Here is an 18,270-nt window from a genome sequence, read left to right on the forward strand (position 1 = left end):
CCTCCTTCTTATCCGACAGGTTCCCCTGTTGTTTCACCTTCTACTGGTGAAGCAGGATCACCCGTTTCATTACTATCAGGTGTATCGGGTGACGTCGGACTTGTCGGAGACGTTGGTGTATCTGGCGTCTCAATGCCATCTGTCTGCGGTTCATCCGTCGTTTGGTCATTATTTGTATCCGTTGAATCATTGGAATCATTCGTATCCGTCGAATCATCGGAGTTCGTGTCGTCTTCCGGTTCAGGTACGACGACAGGTGCTTGTTCTTCTTGACTACTCTTTGTGACGATTGCTGGGATGGCTGCGTAGAAATCAAGAGACAATAACTGCTTCTTCTCACCTTGAGCCGTCTTCGTCACGCGATAGACTTCAATCGATTTCCCTTCTTCTCCCGCTTGTGTATCACTCGTCGTTCCAGCTGTAAGCGTTGCAGAATAACGTGTGATCGTCCGGAATGGAATCGTTTTTTCGCCTTCAAGGACGGTCGTGACTGTTTCCTTGAACGGTGTGCCTCGCAATTCAAGCGTGACATCACTTCCATTTTGGGTCGCAATGACACGATAAATTGATGCTTGTGTATTACGAACGGCAAAATCTGTTTTTTCATCAATTTTGACGTCATATCCTAGTGTGATACCGTCTGGTAATACCATATGCGGCATCCGTTCGACGATTTCAAATGGCGTCTTTGCGAACAGTTCGTATAACTTGCTACCGACATACGAGCCTGCGACTGCATCCATACCGTACGTCTTAACATTCATCAATTGTCCCGGCTTGATTTCCACATTCATCATTGCCGTGATCATCTGTTCTTCAGCAGCAGAACGCGTCGAGAACGAAACCGTTGAAACGACCTCCCCTGCCGGATCGACCGCTGCTTCCGATTGAGCAGGATCAAAGTTCCCTTCCTGTAACGTTTTGCTCGTATCGATTAACCATGTCTTAAAGGCAACGAGTTGCTCATCAGAGTAACTGATCGGCTGTGTCGCCATAAAATTCTCAAGCGACGCTTCATCTACCGTCACCATCAAGTCTCCTCCTTTTTTCAAAGAAGCTTTTTTGACAGAATCAGCGGCGTTGATCGTCACGACTTCTGTTGGAATCGGTGTCGTCTCTTCTCCCGTTCCAGTCGTCAGCGGCGTTTTCTTCGTCCACTCCGTAATCGCTTTCTCAACTTTCGATTGTGCTTCCTTTCGATCCATGCCGCTGACTGGAACCGATCCAATCCGTGCCGTCTCAGAAAACGTCGTAGGTGCCGTTGCTTTACCGGTAAAGGAAATCAAGGCAAACGATGGTACGTAAATCAGGGCTACCAGTACAAGTAGCAAAAGTGTATGTATAGCAAAACGCTTCGGATTAATCATCATCTGTTTCCTTTCTGTATGAATTTAATCATTTCAGGTGCCTAGTATTTCCATTATAATGAATATTATGATGAAACATAAGTCCTATCCTGACAAATCCTTTCATGATCTGTGAATAGGTGCTGTTTTTGATTTTCTAGAAAAATCATTTAGGATCTTTCATCCTCATCTATCATGAAGTAGAGGTGAATCCATGCAACGCGAGCAAGGCGGTTTTTCGCTAATCGAAGTATTAGTCAGTATTACGATCTTATCTATCATATCGGTCTCTCTGATCAGCATTTTTTCTCAGTCACTAGCTGCCTCACGCGACAGTACGGAGTTGACGTTTGCGAATTATCTGGCAAAAAACGCAACCTCTTATATCAAGCGAGAAGCTTTAGAAGCGACAAGTGATGAACCCTTCGCCTTCAGTTCTCTATCTACACAGGCAGACAAAGCGACTTATCTGAATGGGAAATATGTCATTCCAGAGCCTACGTCTCCTTCTTGTGAACTATCGGCCATTTGCTCATCAATCTTTACTAATCCTGAAATCAATAATATTGTCTTTGAAGTCAAATACAGTGTGACACCTCGGAAACTCGAAGGAGTCGTTAATCCGAATCTTCTTGACCTCCATGTATTCGTATACATAGAAGGAACAACTGAACCGATTACATCATTGAAAGGATCGATTACGAATGCGACGCTCAATCAAAGTTTTCCGACAACAAAATGACGGCTTCTCGCTCGTCGAACTACTCGTCGCCATCGTCATCGCCTCGATTTTCAGTGCTGTCATCCTGACTGTGTTCATCTCTGGTACGAAAAGCTTTCGGGCAACAGGAATCATCAGTGAACTTCGTAGTGAAGCTGATAGCCGCGTCGGTATCATATTAAATGAAATCGGTGGATTTGATGCAATCCGGATCGATGAAGCAAAACAGCTATCGTTTTATAAAAGAACACTCCCTGTTTTGAATGCCGACACTGGGTTACTTGAGCGTGCCAGTGGATTTGAACCTTTTAACGCAACAGAAGAAGCATCTGCTTCAGAGAAGGAAGTGACACCAGTTCGTTATACGTTCGCAGAACAAACTTTAGACAGCACCGAACTAACATACGAATCGACACCACAGTCGATCGACGACCAAACGGAATTACTTCAAACGTTCAAGTTATCGAGTCCCGAGTATCAAACCATTACATCAGGAACATATCCGGGGCGCTACGTCATTCACGGTATTTTAACGATTACAACTACAATTCAATCGACAGATCAAGAAGAAGTCCAGACCTTCACGAGTACGATTGGATTTTAACTCAGAAAGGAACACGGTATGCGTAAATCCGAACAAGGCTATACATTACTTTTCGTTCTTGTGACTTTAACCGTCCTGTCTGTCCTCGCTGTTGCGACGATTGGCATCAGTTTACAGTCAACTCGCCTAACCGAAATCCGCGAGACGGATATCGATGTCGAGACGACGACACAAAATGATCTTGATTTAGCAGTCGCTTCCCTCCAAAACATCGTTTCAAAGACGACTGGGACTTCACCAACGACTTCTTCTCAAGCATTGTTTGAGAATCTCGACAGCTCTATCGTCTTACCCTTAAAAACAATCGTTCCGAACGTGACCGTCAAGCTAAATGAAGCCGCATCGAACGTTCGTGTCAAAGCGCTTGATTTAACGGCGACAGTTTCAAAACAAAAAGGCGATCAGCCGGCAATCAAAAAAACGTATCGACAACGTGTCTATTTGTCTGCGATTCCTAGTTTTTTGTACTATACATTAGGCTCAGATGATCAAGTCATCTTAAATGGTGCTCCCTTGATCGAAGGTAATATTTTTTCCCGCAACGCTCTGCAAGCAACTGCGACCCCGATATTTAAATACAACGACGAGGATGGAACCTTTACTAATACCAAAGCACTTCCTTATATCGCAGGTCAGGTACGCGTTTTTCAAGAGAAGAATCAGCCATTACTGAAGTGCGGAGATTACCTTGTGTGTGATAAAACGATTTTTGATCCGAAAGGTGCAACAGAGCTAGTATCAACGAAAGAAACACTCGTTCCGTTCGATTTTGATTATGCGTTGAACGACTTTCTGAAACTACCGGTGAATACGCCTCTTACACAAGTCGCGTCTACATTGAAAAACTCCTCGATTCCACAATCTATATTAACGGGACCTTTTTTAACGGAACTTGATACAAAGCGACAAATGATTAGTCCAGCATTAAACACAGGCAATACCGTGACATTGACAGATGATCTTGTTCAAGAAACACTCGAACCTTTAATCATTAACGGGAACTTAACGATCTCTTCCTTGAATCCTTTGACCCAGCCGCTTGAGATCAAACGTCCTCTCGTCGTTCTTGGCAACTTACTGATTCGAGGAAATGTTGGATTCGCAACGACGATTTATGCGACCGGAACAAGTCGTCTGGATGACGCAAACATTCAAGGGCTGACTTCAACAACTAAACAAAATACATTGATTTTACTCAGTAAAGGAAATCTCGTCATTAACCGCGTCAATAAATTTTCGACGCCCCAAACAACTACACCTGATTTAAATGCCTTTCTATATAGTGATGACAATCAAAAAAATACGATTTACTCTGTAGGTTCGACGATGAATGTACGCGGTGGCATTTTTACGAGGGGTAATCTAGAAGTCAACGCCTACCGTGGAAAATTGGACTTACCTGAAAATGCGTTTCCTGCAAACGTAAAAGAACTCGAAAAACTGATGGTCGCTAACAAATCATCTGACTTTGAAGCATCCCGTCTACGTATGGCGTATGATGCGACGGTATTAAAAAATCCAACAGCCTTACTTCCACTCAATCGAGCAGTCCAATTGTATGTCGAAACACCAAAACGCGTTCAACCGTAACACATATAAAAAAGAGTCATTCGCTTGCGACGAATGACTCTTTTTTGACTAAAATTTTGTTGCTCGGTATTCTTTAGCGAGCTTTTTCACCTTTTTGATTTCTACCGTTGCACCGTTCTGTTCTAACATGGCGTACAAATCTTTTCGATTTTGTTTGACCGTTTCATAGACCGGTTTCTCTTTCCCACGATTCGAATCAGCTCCTGCTTCTAGCAACAGTTCAATCGCTGCCTCATTTTGATCTAGTGTCGCATAAAAGAGTGGTGTATGACCAAAGTCATCGATACGATTGAGCTCTTTCTTCGACGCTTCTTTTATCAAAAGAGCATACGCATCAATCGATCGATTCACACTCGTTGCAACATGAAGAACCGACTGACCTTGCGCATTCAGTTGACTGATTTTCGCACCTTCTGCCAACCATTCAGCGACTGTGCTACGCGGCGCAAATTGCGCCGCATAAAACCAGTTCGCTTTATTTTTTACGGTCTGCTCATCAAGAAGGAGGTTTGCTTTGTCAAAAGCGAGTGATTCTTGGAAGCGACGGATGTAACGATTTTTCTCCTTTGTTGATAAAGAAGCATCTTTTAATGCATTCGCAAGTCGTTCTGGTTTTTCTGAACGCAGTCCTTGCTCCAGTGTTGCTTGTTGATTTGATTTCGTAACATATACCGCTCCCCCGATTCCAATAATGATTAAAATCAAGAGGACGACAATAATTCGTCTGCGTTTCATATATAGCGTCCCCACTTCTTAATAAACATCTCCATCCAAGTCTGACGTACCTGATTCAGAACCGATCGTCACCTTGAATGTCGTCGTTAGTGGTGTTTTTTGATTGTCTTTCATAACTTCGAGCACATCTTTGTTTTCTTTTAATGCCGTTACCTTGATACGTGCCACACCTGGACGAAGTGGTTGTAGCGCTTGTCCTGTCGGATCAATTTTGACGTATTCCTTACCCTGAAGCACTTCCAACCGATAGAAGCGTTCCGTCGTCGTCACTGGGAACCAGCGCAGAATCGGTGATTTCTTATCATCTTTCATCGTCATCGCGATATCATCAGCTGTCAGATTAAGTGGGTTCTCACGTACCCGAACGAGCGTCTTCGCGACTGTATCTGGGAAATCCATCAATGTGAGTAACGCTTCGACCGGACCGTTTGGTGTGCCAGTTTTACCCGTGATCGTATAACCCGATGCCGTCTGTTTCAATTCAATTGCATTACTAACAGTTGAAGTCGTAAATGGTAATGGATAGTTCGGATTGAATGTCGCTGTTACATCTTGATTCGATCCAACCCACAGTTCCAGATTACTTGGGGAAACGGATAATTCCGGCAACTTCACTTGAATCGTATACGTCGTTGATTGGGCAAGATAAGTCGAGCTTCCAGCTGTCGCAGGTACGACCGCTTTGACCGTGACTGTGCCTGGTGTCTTTCCTGTCAACTCCAACGTATTCTTAGTTAAGCCACTTGTCGTAACACGCGAATCATTCGTTATGATCCACTGAATCGGCGTATTGCTTCCCGATACCATCGAAGCGATTCCTGTCATTGATTTTGTTTCGCCGACATATAACGTATCTGGAACGTTTCGGACGATGAGTCCTCCGAACACATCATTGATGACAAGTTCAGAAGTCGCCGTCAACTCTTTACCGTTTCCGACTGGTACGACGAGTTTAATTTGTGTCGTCCCGACTTTTTTCGGCTTGATGACACCAGCTTCATCGATGGATGCGATTTCTGAATCTACGATTGACCATTTTAACGTGCCGTACTGACTACCTATAGGGCTGATTTCTGGTAAAACCTTATATGATGGTGTCGTGATATCCATCTTGACGGACGGAATTTTCGCACTTGTCGCATAGGATGGTGTCAGTGCATAACCAATCGTCGGAAAAGCTTGTGGATCATTGGTGACAGTTGTTGATTTATCTTTTCCATTCTTCTTATCCCGATAGACGTTTTTCGTTGATGTCAGCGTATTATCTTTTTTATCAAGTACATGAACTCCTGCAGTATCTTTGGCACGTACTTTGACAGTGAATGTCACTTCTGATTGATCTGCGATCCATTCCCCTTTATGAACACCTGAAATCGCCTCATCGTATTCGATATCCGGGAGTTTCCCTTTAATCGTCTGTCCTGTAATATTCGCTCCAGTCAGACCAGTCGTTGATAAAATTTCAAGATTACTCGGAAATTGTTCGTTGAAAAGGATATTCTCCATTGTCACCGAGAATTGTCCCATGATGTATCCGTTGTTACCAATGGCATCCTTTTGCATCATCGGAGACGTTTTGACGGTGTAGGTGATATCCGCTGTTTCCCCTTTTGGAATCGTAGCTGGATCAATCGAGCGCGAAAGGACGAAAGGCATAGATGCAGCGGGACGAACGACTTGAACCGTTCGTGTCTCAATTGTTTTGGCTCCTCGTTGATCCTCTGCTTCAATCCGGATCGTCACACTCGTCTTCCCTTTGAGCTTTGAATCGAATGATTGACTAACGAACGAGTTATTTTTCAATTTATTGTTTTCAAAAACTTTCTCATCATCAATGTAGATGCGCGTCTTTAACTCACGATCTTGTAGGTCGTAGTCGTTGACTTGATACGAGATCGTCAACGGTTCGTTCTCGAGGTAACTTGATTTATCCGTTGGTAAGATATTCTTGATTAAAGGCTTATGGTTCGCACCAATGAAAGCACGGTACATCGTGTTTGAGAATAGTTCTTTTTCTTGTTGTTGATTAAAGCTCGAAGTATGCCCTGCTCCTGAATACGTAACGTTTCCTTTGGTATACATATAATAGTGGTTGCGTGCATCACCAATTGTTCTTCCGGCAGCCTGATTCGAACTACTGAGGTTGTTTTCACGGATGTTATACCATGGAATCAAGTCCGGTTGTTCAAGATCCAGACCAAAGTATTGATTGTGTGTCGTTGCGATAGCAACCGTATCAGCTAAGGCAAATGGATAAGAAGTCATGACGCCCGCATTTTGTTTGACTGCTTGACCCGATGTTCGAGGTGCCGCGTACCCCATGTTCGTAAAGTTCTTTTGACCTGCGAGATCTGCAAACTTTGCTTCCCAGAATAGCTCTGGTTTGCTGGATTGTGCCGGTCTAAAGATCGTATCATGTGTCAGCATCAAACCTTGCCCCGTATTCGTGAAGTTAAGAATAGCATCTGATGCAGGATCACTTAGTGAAGCTGCACCATACGAATCCTGAAAACCGAAGATTAGCATATCATAGGATGTATTTATATTTTTACTGGCATACGTTTTGTTAAACGTGTCCGCAGAAATGACTTCTACATTGAAGTCATATAACCCATCTTGTTTTAACAATGAGCCCGACATGAATCCATTAATGGATCCATTTGAGCCCGAACGCGTGACTTGTAAAATTTTTGCTTTAGCTTCTTGATCCTGCATTAAAAAGCTTCCCATCTTATAATCCGTTAGCCCATCTTCACTTACGAGTCGAATCATCCAATTCCGTGGTCCCGTATAACTTGGTGCATCAAAGCGATACGATACTGAACCAGAAACTGTAGCTACTTTCTCGTCGACTTTCTCCGACTCATCAAATTGGTCGTTACTATTAAAGTCAATATACAACTGGACACGTGTATTAGCCGTAGTTTGATCAAGCGTAAAATTAAAATCAATTGGTTTATCTGGTGAAGCCGGTGCTGCTTTATCCACCGATGTTAACGATTGACCAGCCTGCGAAACCGCTACCTTGCTTAAACGAGGTCGTTCAATTTTTTCGGATTGTAATCGGGAGACGACCTGTTTTGAATCCGTATAGGCAATCGCAGCACCAGACGTCATGCTTGGCTTAAAAATCGAAGTGAAATTACTCGTTGCATGTGTTAACACATCAGCGTGTAAAAAGACGGGTAATCCTTTTTGAATATAGTTCGTCAAAATCTCATTCGCTTTTAACTTCGTAATATCATTCTCAATTTTACTCGTATTATGTTTTTTGGATGTATCAGATACTGTAATCGAATAACGGTCTGTTCCAGTAAAAATAGATGGATCAAAAACGATCGCATCAAATGCGCCATCAAGTGGAAAACGAGACGCATTCAACTCTTTGACCGTCATCATCTTGATTTCGTATTGACTAGTATTCAAGTCTTTTAACAGTGACAACGATGTAATGGTCGTTCCCGGGTCAATCCGGTTCGTCGTCGACCAGTCATCTCGAATCTCTAAAATCTTAAACTTTTCACCCGTTGCCGCTTTGGAATGTGGCTCATGTATATACGTAAAACTTGAAAAAATCAGTAAGATGGCTAAGGCTAGACGGACCCACTGTTTCATCACTTATCGTCTCCTCATCGTGTCATTGAGATATGGGACTATACTCCCCCATTTCATTATAACGAGAGAATGCGGATTTTCCCTATTTTGTAAAAATAGAAGCGTGATAATGCCGCACTTCACTGATGAAATAGAGTGATCCCGTCACGACGTATGTCCGGTTTACTTCTAATTGCTCGAAGAATGCTTCGACTGTCGTTACGTTTGCTCCGTCTTGCTTCAACTCATCAAGTGTCCGCGCACGCGGAAAATCAAATGTCGTTTCGTAAATATCTGGTGTGATGTTGCGTAACTGCTCAAGCATCGCTGTCCGATCTTTGTCACGCAAAATCGAACAAAGCAACGTCACCGGCTTCGATTCCTCTTTTAAGCGTTCAACGAGTGCCGTGATGCCTTCCGGGTTATGGGCACCATCGAGAATGATCCGTGGTTTGCGGGAGATGATCTCAAACCGTCCCGGATGTTTTGCTTCCCGTAATCCTTTTCGGATTGCCGCTTTCGACCAGCCGAGGCGCCGCGCACAAATGACAGCGTTCGCCGCATTATGAACTTGATGATGGCCTTCGAGCCCTAAGCGTGTCTCTGGTATTCCATCGTATGTCGCCCAGGTACCCGTCTCTTTTAATCGATAACGGATGATCGCTTCCTGACTCCATTTCAACGTTGCATTTCGGTCACCGCAATATGCCATTAACGGCACCGTCAGTTCTTCTTGCAGTTTCCCGGCAATGACCGGTGTCCCCTGTTTAATGATCCCGAACTTTTGTAAGGCGATCTCTTGGAGCGTATCTCCGAGAATCGCTTGATGATCGTGGCCGATTGATGTGATGATCGCTGCGACCGGCTTCTTGAAGACGTTCGTCGAATCATACAACCCACCGAGTCCGACTTCATAGATGACGAAATCCGGACGAATCTGATCAAAATAATAGAAAGCAAGTCCTGTTAATGCCTCGAACTCAGTGACCGTACCGAGTGCCGGATCGATGCGCCCGATGGCAGCTTGAACAGCGATCGCAGCTGCGACGAGATCATCTTCTGCAATCGGTACCCCGTTCAACATGATCCGTTCCTCGAACTGAATGATATACGGCGACGTAAACGTCCCGATTCGTAATCCTTCCGCTATCCCCATCTCACGTAAGAACGCAACCGTCGATCCTTTTCCGTTCGTGCCAGCGACATGAATCGTCGGAATCGCGTCCGGGTCAATCTGTAATCCCAGTAACATCGCCTGCATCCGTTCAAGACCCGGTTTGACACCGAATGCTAGTAAGCTCGATAACCAATCCAATACATCTTCTCGCGTCCTCATGCTGTTCGCTCCTTTAAAAAAAGTGGCTCAAGGAGACTTGAGCCACTGCTGTAATTAGTGTGAGAGTTCGTTGATACGTGCTTCGACAGCTTGACGTTTTTCCGTATAATCAAGTGCCTTCGCTTTTTCTTCATCAATGACATGTGCTGGTGCTTTGCCGACGAAGCCAGGGTTGTTGAGTTTTTTCTCGACCCGTTCGACTTCTTTCGTATACTTGACGAGTTCTTTATTCAAGCGCGCGATTTCTTCCTCGATGTTGATCAAGTCCGCGAGTGGGATGAACAATTCTGCTCCCGTTACAATCGCACTCATTGCTTTTTCTGGCGCCGGCATCTGTTCTTCAATCCGGAGTTCAGACGCGTTCGTGAACTTTTGCAAGTACGAGCTGTTTGACGACAAGTCGTCTTGAACACGTGCGTCATTCGTCGAGATGAACAGTTGGATCTGTTTCGACATCGGTGCGTTCACTTCCGCGCGGATGTTACGAACCGAACGGATGACGTTCTGAACTGCTTCGAATGCTGGAACAGCTTCCGGGAAGTCGAGTGATGCCTCGCGTGTTGGCCATGCAGCACGTGTGATCGTCTCACCTTCATGCGGTAAGTGTTGCCAGATTTCTTCCGTGATGAACGGCATGAATGGATGCATCAGACGCATGATCCGGTCGAGCGTATAGGCAAGAACCGAACGCGTCGTCTGCTTCGCTGCTTCATCTTCCCCGTTGAGCGGTAATTTCGCCATCTCGATGTACCAGTTACAGAAGTCTTCCCAGATGAAGTGATAGAGAATACGTCCCGCTTCACCAAACTCATATTTGTCCGACAGACGCGTCACATCGTCGATCGTCGTCTGTAAGCGTGTCAAGATCCATTTATCTGCGAGTGACTTCTCACCTGTCAAATCGATCTGATCAAACGTTAGACCATCCATGTTCATCAAGGCAAAACGGCTTGCGTTCCACAGTTTGTTCGAGAAGTTCCATGTTGCTTCGATCTTTTCCCAGTAGAAACGGAGATCGTTCCCTGGCGTCGATCCTGTCGTTAGGAACCAACGAAGTGAATCGGCACCATACTTCTCAATGACATCCATCGGGTCGATTCCGTTCCCGAGGGATTTCGACATCTTGCGTCCTTCCGAATCACGAATCAATCCGTGGATCAAGACGTCTTGGAATGGACGTTGTCCTGTAAATTCATACGATTGGAAGATCATCCGTGATACCCAGAAAGCGATGATGTCATAACCCGTAACGAGTGTCGATGTCGGGAAGTATTTTTGATAATCCGCTGCGTCCGTGTTCGGCCATCCCATCGTCGAGAACGGCCAAAGCGCTGAAGAGAACCACGTATCAAGAACATCGTTGTCTTGCTCCCAGTTCTCGATATCGGCTGGTGCTTCCTTGCCAACGTATACTTCGCCTGTTTCTTTATGGTACCAAGCCGGAATCCGGTGTCCCCACCAGAGTTGACGGCTGACACACCAGTCACGGATGTTTTCCATCCAGCGCACATACGTGTTCTCAAAGCGTTGTGGAACGAAGTTGACCTTGTCTGGTCCTTGTTGCTCCTCGAGTGCTTTTTGCGCGAGTGGTTCCATTTTGACGAACCATTGGAGTGAAAGATACGGCTCAACGATCGCGTCTGAACGCTCCGAGTGACCGACAGAGTGCAAGTGTGGTTCGATTTTGATTAGAACACCTTCTGCTTTTAAATCTTCAACGATTTGTTTCCGGCATTCGAAGCGATCCATACCTTCGTATTTCCCTGCGTTCTCGTTCATCGTTCCATCTTCATTCATGACGAGGACACGTGGTAACTCGTGACGGTTACCGACTTCGAAGTCGTTCGGGTCGTGCGCTGGTGTAATCTTAACGACACCTGTACCGAACTCCATGTCGACATAGTCATCGGCAACAATCGGAATCTCGCGACCAACGATTGGTAACGTGATTGTTTTTCCGACGAGGTGAGCATAACGCTCATCCTTCGGGTTCACGGCGATCGCTGTATCACCGAGCATCGTCTCAGGACGTGTCGTCGCTAGTTCAACGTGACCTGAACCGTCCGTTAGTGGATAGCTGAAGTGATAGAACGCACCTTCGATATCCTTGTAGATGACTTCGATATCCGAGATCGCTGTTTTCGTCGCTGGGTCCCAGTTAACGATGTATTCGCCGCGGTAGATCAAGCCTTTTTCGTAAAGTTTCACGAAGACTTCTTGAACCGCTTCCGACAATCCTTCGTCGAGCGTGAAGCGTTCACGCGAATAATCGAGTCCAAGACCAAGTTTTGCCCATTGTGCACGGATCGTTGACGCGTACTCTTCTTTCCATGCCCATGATTGCTCAAGGAATTTCTCACGACCCATTTCAAGACGTGATTGTCCTTCTGCCCGCAGTTTTTGTTCGACTTTTGCTTGCGTCGCGATACCGGCATGGTCCATTCCTGGTAGATAAAGGACGTCAAACCCTTGCATCCGCTTCATCCGTGTCAGCATATCTTGTAACGTCGTGTCCCACGCGTGACCAAGGTGCAATTTACCTGTGACGTTCGGTGGTGGAATGACAATCGTGTACGGCTCTTTTTCTGGATCCTGATCGGCTTTGAAATAGTCACCTTTCACCCAAAAGTCGTACCATTTTTCTTCCGTTGCCTGCGGATCATACTTCGTTGGCATTGATAATTCCTGCATCCTGATCGCTCCCTTTTTGTCCATAATAAAAACGGCTTCTCTCGTCCTATGCTAAGGACGAAAGAAAGCCGTTGCTTTTTTCCGCGGTACCACCTTAGTTCATCCAAAATCGGATGCCCTCGAGCCACGTAACGTGTGGAGGACGGATATCGCTCGTAAGACTCACGATACCAGCTCGTGGGGTGACCTTCCTCCTGTTCGCCCGTCACATCTTTCAGCCAAGGATGTGTTCTCTACACCGGTACGAATACAGGACTACTCTTCCCGTCATCGCTGTTGCCATTTTCTTCTTTACTCATTTTAGCCGAGAGTTCAAGTAATCGTCAAGAACTGCTTAACGACCAAATTCAACTTGGAGTTCTTGGAACGTCAATTCGACGGCTTCGATCGTCCGTTCGATGTCTTCGTCCGTATGGGCGATCGACAGGAAGAGACCTTCGAATTGTGACGGTGGTAAGAAGACACCACGCGCCGCCATCTTTTGATAATACGAACGGAACATCTCAAGGTTCGATGTTTTCGCTTTTTCGAAGTTCGTGACACGTTCATTCGTAAAGAAGACACCAAACATCGCGCCTGCGCGGTTCGTCGTCAGCGGAATGTTATATTTCGCCGCAGCATTCAGGTAGCCTTCTGACAAACGGCTCGCTTTCCGGTCGAACTCTGCATAGTGTTCTGGTTTCAATTGTGTCAATGTCGCTAGACCCGCTGCCATCGCGAGTGGGTTCCCGGATAATGTACCCGCTTGATAGATTGGACCTTGTGGTGCGATCTGTTCCATAATGTCACGACGTCCGCCGTAAGCCCCGACTGGCATGCCGCCGCCGATGACTTTACCGAGACATGTGATGTCCGGTGTGACACCGAAATGTCCTTGCGCACAGTGGAATCCGACACGGAAACCGGTCATGACTTCGTCAAAGATCAATAAAGCGCCGTTTTCCGATGTGATCTCCCGTAAGCCTTCGAGGAAGCCTGGTTCTGGTGGCACGAAGCCCATGTTCCCAGCAGCCGGTTCGACGATGACACCAGCGATATCGTCGCCGTGTTTTTCGAACGCGATCCGGACAGCGTCCAAATCGTTGTATGGAACCGTCAGCGTCATGCTCGCGATTTGCGCCGGAACGCCTGGTGAATCCGGTAGTCCGAGTGTCGCGACACCTGACCCTGCTTTGATCAAGAGCGAGTCGCCGTGACCATGGTAACAGCCTTCGAATTTGAGGATTTTCGTCCGACCTGTATAGCCGCGTGCGAGACGAAGGGCAGCCATCGTCGCTTCTGTCCCTGAGTTGACCATCCGGACGACTTCGACCGATGGAACACGGCTGATGACGACTTCCGCCATCGCTGATTCGATTTCCGTTGGTGTCCCGTAGCTCCAGCCACGTGTCGCTTGTTCTTGGATCGCTGACGTGACGATTGGATCGGCGTGACCAAGGATCATCGGTCCCCATGACAAGACGTAATCGATATACTCTTTTCCGTCGATATCATAGAGCTTCGATCCTTTCGCATGATCTGCGAAAATCGGTGTCATCCCGACCGATTTATAAGCACGAACCGGGCTGTTGACGCCACCCGGCATGAGCGGGAGCGCCCGCTCGAATGCTGCTTTTGATTTTGAGTTCTGGTTAATTAAGCTCATTTCGACCCCTCCAGGTAACGACAAATGTCTTTTGCGAAATAGGTGATGATTAAATCAGCGCCTGCTCGTTTAAAGCCAAGCATCGTCTCAAGGACGATTCGTTCTTCGTCGATCCAGCCGTTCAAGGCTGCTGCTTTCACCATGGCATACTCACCCGATACGTTATAGGCGACGATCGGTAAATCGATTCGTTCACGCACATCACGAATGATATCCATGAAAGCGAGCGCTGGTTTGACGATCATGAAGTCAGCTCCTTGATCGACGTCCGCTGTTGCTTCACGGAACGCTTCACGACGGTTCGCTGGATCCATTTGGTAGCCTTTCCGGTCGCCTTCTCCTGGTGCGGAGTTTGCCGCATCACGGAATGGACCATAATAAGCAGACGCATATTTAACGCCGTAGCTCATGACAGGAATATGGCTGAAGCCATTCTCGTCCAACCCTTGGCGAATCGCTGCGACGAATCCGTCCATCATTGATGATGGAGCGATGACGTCAGCACCCGCCCGTGCTTGCGAGATCGCTGTCTTGACGTGGAGCGGTAATGATGCATCATTATCAACCGTACCATCGGCGACGATACCGCAGTGACCCGTTGACGTATATTCACATAAGCATGTGTCGGCAATGACCGTTAGCTGCGGTGCAACCTTCTTAACGAGACGTGTCGCTTCTTGAACGATCCCATGATCGTGAAACGCACCTGATCCTTGCTCGTCTTTTAAATGGTCGTGCGGAACACCGAATAAGATGACGGATTCGATTCCAAGTGCAACGACTTCTTCGATTTCAGCCGTCAAGTGATCGAGTGATAAGTTGAAGACGCCAGGCATCGAGCTGACTTCGCGTTTGATATCTTCGCCTTCAGCGACGAAGATCGGATAAATCAAATCTGATTTATGCAATTGATTCTCGCGGACGAGTGACCGGAGTGATGCGGTATGACGCAAACGACGGTGACGTGCGTATTCTAATGTGTTCATGCTGATTCCTCCTCAATGATACGATCAATCATGCCGTCTACCGTGAATTCACGGGCGACATGGATCGGTTGAAGTCCGGCTGCTTTTGCTGCTTGCTCCGTAATCGTCCCAATGACGATGAACGTCGTCTGTGGGGATAATGGAGCAATCGCTTCGACAGCGGAAGGACTCTGCAGTCCAATATAGGCGGCAGTTCTGACAAGTGCTTCAGGTAGCCGACGGGTGACGGTTTCATACGTGATGATATCTTCGACCGTATATCGATTCAGTTTTCGTAACTGATCGACCGGTGCTTGCCGGGATCGGTTCCCTCGTGCAAAGACGATATGATCGCCGTCAGACAAGTGTGGTCCGAGTTCTGCGACGAGTGCGTCTCCTGTAAAGGTCGACGGACAGAAGTCTGCTGTTCGACCGTACTTCGCAAGTGCGTCTGCCGTCTTTCGTCCGACGACCGCGATACGCGTTTCTGCTAATTCAGGCAACGCATCAGCAATCCGGTGGACACCATTCGGACTCGTCACGATGAGCCAATCAATTCCCTTCGGCAATGTAAACGAAACCGGTCGCGTTTCAATGACAGGATAATGCACTGACTCGATCGCGACGGCGCGCAGTCGCGCCATCTGCTCGGTCGTCGGTGGTCGGCTGCCCGTGAAGAGTACCTGCTTACAAGTCATCCGGAAGTGTCGCGAGAATCTCACGACCGCCCGAAGCAAGCAGACGTTCGGCAACATCTTGACCGAGTTGCATCGGGTCTAGACCTGATTCGCGCTCGAGTAGGATTTGCTCTCCATCGACGGATCCAATGAATCCGACGAGTGTCGTTGACATGTCTTCGTTGATCGTTGCAAATCCACCGACCGGAACGTGACAACTACCTTCGATCGCCGCTAAGAAAGCGCGCTCTGCGTAAGCTACTTTTTCTGTCATCTGATCATGGATCAGGTGCAAGAGATCACGTACTTCTTGGTCATGTTCGCGACATTCGATACCGAGGATTCCTTGACCGACGGCTGGAATCATGTCATCTGTCGAGAGATATTCCGAGACGACGTCTTCAGACCAACCCATCCGTTGTAGACCAGCTGCTGCGAGTAGGATCCCGTCAAACGGACCATTCTTTAATTTATCGAGTCGTGTGTCGATGTTTCCACGAATCGATTCGATTTTTAAATCAGGGCGGAGTTTTAGCAATTGCGAGCCACGACGTAAGCTACTCGTACCGACAACCGCACCTTCCGGCAAGGAAGCAAGACCTTCGCCTGTTTTCGTAATCAAGGCATCACGCGCATCGACACGCGCTGGTGTTGCACCGATGATGAGACCGTCCGGTAATTCAGAAGGTAGATCCTTCATGCTGTGAACGGCAAAATCGATTTCTTCGTCAATCATCTGTTGCTCGATCTCTTTTACGAATAATCCTTTACCGCCGACTTTCGAGAGCGTCACATCCAAAATACGGTCCCCTTTTGTGATGATGTTCTTGATTTCGAACTCATACGGCGCGCCGGCTTGTTTCAACTGGTCAATGACCCATTTCGTCTGTGTCATCGCTAGCTTCGAGCTTCGCGATCCAACAATGATTTTTCGCATGCTAAAATCCCCCTGTACAATGATAAAGGGGCGGCACAAGTCCGCCCCATGCATTTTCTATTGTAACACAAATCGTGCTTTGTTCACCGGTTCACAGCTTTTGCGGAAGGTGTCGTCTCTTCTGATGTCATCACGTCATCTTCGAGCCCTTCGAACAAGTCTTCGTTAAGTGCGAACGTATCCATGAACTGCGCAATCCGCTCATCGGCATCTGGCTTCGCTGCCGCATCTTTAATATAAGACAACGGTTCACGCAACAACTGGTTGATGATTGATTTCATGTGTTTGCCAATGACGGTTTTTTCACGTTTCGACATCTCCGGTAACTTCCGTTCCAAGCTTTGCATCGTTTCTTGTTGAATCCGTAACGCCTGGTCTCGTAATTCCGTGATGATCGGCACGACACCAAGTGTCGTCATCCAACCTTCGAACTCAGCGATTGCCGCTTCAATCCGTTGTTCGATCTTCGCTGCTTCCTTCATCCGTTCCGCCATGTTTTGTTGGACGATTGATGTCAAATCATCGACATCGTACAAATGAACACCTGGCAAGTCACCGACGGTCGGTTCAATATCGCGTGGTACGGCGATGTCGATCAAGAGGAATGGACGATCGTGACGGAACAGCTGTGCTGCCGCGATGTCTTCCCGTTTGATGATGGCACGTTTTGCACCCGTTGAAGAGATGACGATGTCTGCCCGAAGCAAACCGCACTGCATCTCGTTAATCGAATGTGCCGATCCTTCGAACCGATTCGCGACCTCTTCTGCTTTAGCTAACGTCCGGTTAAAGACCGTGATATCGCGTGCCCCTGCTTCATATAGGTTAAGCGTCGTCAATTCGCCAGTTTCTCCCGCACCGATGACGACGATTGATTTATCTTCAAGCGATCCGAGTAACTGTTCGGCAAGCGTGACAGCAGCAGCACTGACAGAAACGGCATTTTCACCGATTCCAGTTTCTGCGTGAGCCCGTTTGGCGAGCGTGACCGCTTCTTTGAAGAGTTTATTGAAAACCGTTCCTGTCGTTTCAAGCTTTTGCGCCATGAAGAAGCTTGTCTTGACTTGACCAAGAATCTGCGTTTCACCGACGATCATCGAATCAAGCCCACTTGTCACGCGGAACAGATGCTTCATCGCATCAAACCCTTCATGAATGAAGAGATACGGCTCGAGTTCCTCCATCGTCAAACCGAACCAGTTTGCAAGGAAACGTTTCGTATAATACCGTCCTGTATGTGGCTGATCCGTCACGACGTACAGTTCCGTCCGATTACATGTCGAGACGATGACACTTTCAAAAATACTTTTTTCATCGCGCAATGCGACGACCGCTCCCTTCATCTCATGCTCCCCAAATGAGACTTGTTCGCGTATTGATACAGGCGCTGTTTTGTTATTCAAGCCGACCACTACGATATGCATGCGCT

13 protein-coding genes and 1 other annotated feature are annotated in these 18,270 nt (G+C 47.0%); of the genes, 3 read left to right on the forward strand and 10 right to left on the reverse strand.

Going from position 1 to position 18,270, the window contains the following annotated elements; genetic code table 11:
* Nucleotides 1-8: 8 nt before the first annotated feature.
* Nucleotides 9-1,331, reverse strand: coding sequence for a G5 domain-containing protein (locus KNQ11_RS08170; RefSeq protein WP_251139645.1), 1,323 nt, complete (start codon nucleotides 1,329-1,331; stop codon nucleotides 9-11).
* A gap of 229 nt (nucleotides 1,332-1,560) precedes the next feature.
* Here KNQ11_RS08170 and KNQ11_RS08175 point away from each other — a divergent pair, with 229 nt between their 5' ends.
* From KNQ11_RS08175 to KNQ11_RS08185, 3 genes are read left to right on the forward strand one after another with little or no spacing between them, the layout of a single operon-like run.
* The gene (locus tag KNQ11_RS08175) at nucleotides 1,561-2,088 is read left to right on the forward strand and encodes a prepilin-type N-terminal cleavage/methylation domain-containing protein (RefSeq protein ID WP_214771045.1); all 528 of its coding nucleotides are present in this window, start codon (nucleotides 1,561-1,563) and stop codon (nucleotides 2,086-2,088) included.
* Nucleotides 2,051-2,671, forward strand: coding sequence for a prepilin-type N-terminal cleavage/methylation domain-containing protein (locus KNQ11_RS08180; RefSeq protein WP_214771048.1), 621 nt, complete (start codon nucleotides 2,051-2,053; stop codon nucleotides 2,669-2,671). Before KNQ11_RS08175 ends, KNQ11_RS08180 begins: the two co-directional genes overlap by 38 nt.
* A gap of 18 nt (nucleotides 2,672-2,689) precedes the next feature.
* Nucleotides 2,690-4,261 (forward strand): type IV pilus modification PilV family protein, encoded by a 1,572-nt coding sequence (locus KNQ11_RS08185; protein WP_214771051.1) that lies wholly within the window; start codon nucleotides 2,690-2,692, stop codon nucleotides 4,259-4,261.
* A gap of 48 nt (nucleotides 4,262-4,309) precedes the next feature.
* On the opposite strand, the gene KNQ11_RS08190 is transcribed toward KNQ11_RS08185, so the two are convergent.
* The 9 genes from KNQ11_RS08190 to hemA all read right to left on the reverse strand — a co-directional run bounded on the left by KNQ11_RS08190 (nucleotide 4,310) and on the right by hemA (nucleotide 18,265).
* Nucleotides 4,310-4,996, reverse strand: coding sequence for an ankyrin repeat domain-containing protein (locus KNQ11_RS08190; RefSeq protein WP_214771054.1), 687 nt, complete (start codon nucleotides 4,994-4,996; stop codon nucleotides 4,310-4,312).
* 18 nt (nucleotides 4,997-5,014) lie between these two features.
* Nucleotides 5,015-8,611, reverse strand: coding sequence for a GEVED domain-containing protein (locus KNQ11_RS08195; protein ID WP_214771057.1), 3,597 nt, complete (start codon nucleotides 8,609-8,611; stop codon nucleotides 5,015-5,017).
* A gap of 82 nt (nucleotides 8,612-8,693) precedes the next feature.
* On the reverse strand, nucleotides 8,694-9,926 hold the full coding sequence (locus KNQ11_RS08200; protein WP_214771060.1) for a bifunctional folylpolyglutamate synthase/dihydrofolate synthase: 1,233 nt from the start codon (nucleotides 9,924-9,926) through the stop codon (nucleotides 8,694-8,696).
* A gap of 54 nt (nucleotides 9,927-9,980) precedes the next feature.
* A complete protein-coding gene (locus KNQ11_RS08205) occupies nucleotides 9,981-12,617 on the reverse strand; it encodes a valine--tRNA ligase (RefSeq protein WP_035396608.1) in 2,637 nt (878 codons plus the stop codon).
* 50 nt (nucleotides 12,618-12,667) lie between these two features.
* Nucleotides 12,668-12,897: a binding site (T-box leader), on the reverse strand.
* A gap of 54 nt (nucleotides 12,898-12,951) precedes the next feature.
* Nucleotides 12,952-14,262: a glutamate-1-semialdehyde 2,1-aminomutase gene (hemL, locus tag KNQ11_RS08210; protein ID WP_214771063.1), complete on the reverse strand. Its 1,311-nt coding sequence runs from the start codon at nucleotides 14,260-14,262 to the stop codon at nucleotides 12,952-12,954.
* Entirely contained in the window at nucleotides 14,259-15,248 is a 990-nt protein-coding gene (hemB, locus tag KNQ11_RS08215) for a porphobilinogen synthase (protein WP_023468970.1), read from the reverse strand. Before hemB ends, hemL begins: the two co-directional genes overlap by 4 nt.
* Entirely contained in the window at nucleotides 15,245-15,925 is a 681-nt protein-coding gene (locus KNQ11_RS08220) for a uroporphyrinogen-III synthase (protein WP_214723757.1), read from the reverse strand. The genes hemB and KNQ11_RS08220 overlap by 4 nt, the downstream gene beginning before the upstream one ends.
* The gene (gene hemC / locus KNQ11_RS08225; protein ID WP_023468972.1) at nucleotides 15,915-16,841 is read right to left on the reverse strand and encodes a hydroxymethylbilane synthase; all 927 of its coding nucleotides are present in this window, start codon (nucleotides 16,839-16,841) and stop codon (nucleotides 15,915-15,917) included. Before hemC ends, KNQ11_RS08220 begins: the two co-directional genes overlap by 11 nt.
* An 83-nt stretch (nucleotides 16,842-16,924) precedes the next feature.
* Nucleotides 16,925-18,265: a glutamyl-tRNA reductase gene (gene hemA / locus KNQ11_RS08230; RefSeq protein ID WP_029342279.1), complete on the reverse strand. Its 1,341-nt coding sequence runs from the start codon at nucleotides 18,263-18,265 to the stop codon at nucleotides 16,925-16,927.
* Nucleotides 18,266-18,270: the final 5 nt, after the last annotated feature.

This window comes from Exiguobacterium sp. s39, from assembly GCF_018618925.1.
Taxonomy (GTDB): domain Bacteria; phylum Bacillota; class Bacilli; order Exiguobacteriales; family Exiguobacteriaceae; genus Exiguobacterium_A; species Exiguobacterium_A abrahamii.

What these genes read in the sequence shown, in the direction of transcription:
- KNQ11_RS08175 (WP_214771045.1), top strand. Translation starts at nt 1,561, where the DNA reads ATGCAACGCGAGCAAGGCGGTTTTTCGCTAATCGAAGTATTAGTCAGT.
- KNQ11_RS08180 (WP_214771048.1), top strand. Translation starts at nt 2,051, where the DNA reads ATGCGACGCTCAATCAAAGTTTTCCGACAACAAAATGACGGCTTCTCG.
- KNQ11_RS08185 (WP_214771051.1), top strand. Translation starts at nt 2,690, where the DNA reads ATGCGTAAATCCGAACAAGGCTATACATTACTTTTCGTTCTTGTGACT.
- KNQ11_RS08190 (WP_214771054.1), bottom strand. Translation starts at nt 4,996, where the DNA reads ATGAAACGCAGACGAATTATTGTCGTCCTCTTGATTTTAATCATTATT.
- KNQ11_RS08195 (WP_214771057.1), bottom strand. Translation starts at nt 8,611, where the DNA reads ATGAAACAGTGGGTCCGTCTAGCCTTAGCCATCTTACTGATTTTTTCA.
- KNQ11_RS08200 (WP_214771060.1), bottom strand. Translation starts at nt 9,926, where the DNA reads ATGAGGACGCGAGAAGATGTATTGGATTGGTTATCGAGCTTACTAGCA.
- KNQ11_RS08205 (WP_035396608.1), bottom strand. Translation starts at nt 12,617, where the DNA reads ATGCAGGAATTATCAATGCCAACGAAGTATGATCCGCAGGCAACGGAA.
- hemL (WP_214771063.1), bottom strand. Translation starts at nt 14,262, where the DNA reads ATGAGCTTAATTAACCAGAACTCAAAATCAAAAGCAGCATTCGAGCGG.
- hemB (WP_023468970.1), bottom strand. Translation starts at nt 15,248, where the DNA reads ATGAACACATTAGAATACGCACGTCACCGTCGTTTGCGTCATACCGCA.
- KNQ11_RS08220 (WP_214723757.1), bottom strand. Translation starts at nt 15,925, where the DNA reads ATGACTTGTAAGCAGGTACTCTTCACGGGCAGCCGACCACCGACGACC.
- hemC (WP_023468972.1), bottom strand. Translation starts at nt 16,841, where the DNA reads ATGCGAAAAATCATTGTTGGATCGCGAAGCTCGAAGCTAGCGATGACA.
- hemA (WP_029342279.1), bottom strand. Translation starts at nt 18,265, where the DNA reads ATGCATATCGTAGTGGTCGGCTTGAATAACAAAACAGCGCCTGTATCA.